This is a genomic window from Bacillus sp. NPDC094064, from assembly GCF_050279585.1.
Lineage (GTDB): Bacteria > Bacillota > Bacilli > Bacillales > Bacillaceae_G > Bacillus_A.
The window spans coordinates 1-1,892 of sequence record NZ_JBNNUI010000026.1; the positions used below are offsets into that span (position 1 = coordinate 1).

At 36.4% G+C, this 1,892-nt stretch carries 1 protein-coding gene; it reads right to left on the reverse strand.

Going from position 1 to position 1,892, the window contains the following annotated elements; genetic code table 11:
• On the reverse strand, positions 1–1,814 hold a 1,814-nt coding region (locus ACQKNI_RS26055), incomplete at its 3' end, for an acyltransferase family protein (protein WP_098253522.1).
• Positions 1,815–1,892 lie beyond the last annotated feature (78 nt).

Sequence of the window (1,892 nt, forward strand, 5' to 3'; positions counted from 1 at the left end):
TATTGATTCACTGCTTTTGCTACAAGGGCAGCATATGCTTCTGCACCTGCTTTTGTTAAATGTACGCCATCAGGTTCAAAGTATGCCTGATTTCCGGCACTTGCTGCATACCAATCAACTAACACCACATTTTTGTAAGCTGATGCCGCTTCTTTTAACTTCTCATTCACCAACGATTCCCACGGACGTGGTACTCTCGTATTAATTAATATAATTTTACGTTCATCTCCAATCACTTTTATTAATGATGCTAATTGCTCCTTAGTAAAGGCTCCATTTGTACCTAATCCAATAATGACATGATTTCCTAAATTCCCCTCATTCTTTAGCTGTTCAACAACAGGGATTGCTTTGGACATTTGCCGCCCTATTTCCGCATCAATCCCAATATTAGGAAAAGTATTTTTTAAATACGGAGCAATATCGATCATGATTGAATCTCCTACAGCTGTAACTGTTAGAGGGTCTTTAGGCTGTGTGGGAATCGCTTCTTTTTGTTCTTCTTTATTTTGAGGTGGTTCATTAGCTGGTTTATCCCAAACTGCAACGGGATGTTTAGCCTGCTCTTCTTGCACTGCTTCCACCTTATCTTTTGAAGGATTCTCCTTTGCTTTACTAGCTGTAGTTAATCCAAAAGTAGCTATCGAAGAAATAAATACTGCACATATTAAAGCTAACTTACCACTTACAGTCAAGTTTCTTATTTTCAAGTTCTTAATTCGAATATTCTTCAATGAGCCTTTTCGTATTGGATTTTCAATAAACTTCCACGAAATTTGTGCAATAACTATAATTAGGAGAAATTGAAGAATTGCTCTTGTAATCGAAAACTCTCCAGCATTTCCCTTCGGAGTCGTCAATGTAATAATCGGATAATGCCAAAGATATATTCCATATGATCGCACACCCATCCAACGCAGTGGTCTAAATCTCAAAAATAGTGCGATTCTGCTAGCCGGATGCGCAAGGTTAGCGACTAACAAGGCTGTAGCAATTGATAAAAGAACCATTCCCCCACGGTAAAGAAACGGTTCATATTGATTCGTCTTCCAAAACATAATGAGAATGATACTAAGAGCAACTCCCCCAATAACATCAAGAATAAGACGTGCTTGCGGAATAATTTTATTCGCAAGTCTACTGCTTGGCCAAATTAAAGCAAGTGCCGCTCCAATTAATAAAGAAAAAGCACGTGTATCAGTACCGTAATAAATTCTACTTGGGTCAGAGCCTGGTTCATATAGAATTGCCATTGCTAAAGCAGATGCAATTGCTCCTAGACAAATAAATAAGATCATGCGTGATTGTTTTTTTATGTAATAAAATCCTAAACTAATGACGAACGGCCAAACCACATAAAATTGTTCCTCAACAGCTAACGACCAAAAATGATTTAGCGGAGAAGGCTGACCAAAGCTATCAAAATAAGATAATTTATGATAAATATACCACCAGTTACTAACATAAAATAACGCCGCTAATGAATCTCCACGCATTTTTTCAAGTAAAGAGCTATGAAAAATCGTAATCCATGCTATGATGACGATGAGCATAATAAGCATTCCAGGAAGTAATCTCCTTGCCCTACTAAGCCAGAATTTCTTCAAATCAATTCTCTTATTTCTCTTCCACTCCATCGCTAGAATATCTGTAATTAAATAACCTGAGAGTACAAAAAATACAGTAACCCCTAAAAATCCTCCAGGCATCCAATTAAAATTAATATGATATAAGATAACACCTAGTATAGCTAGGCCCCTTAGACTGTCTAATCCAACCATATAACGACTATTTTTTTTAAAAGGTTTAGTCACCTACAATCACCTCTATTTCTTGAAAATTAGGTAAATAATAGTGGTATAAAATGCTATTAATTTCCTAAAATCGTATAA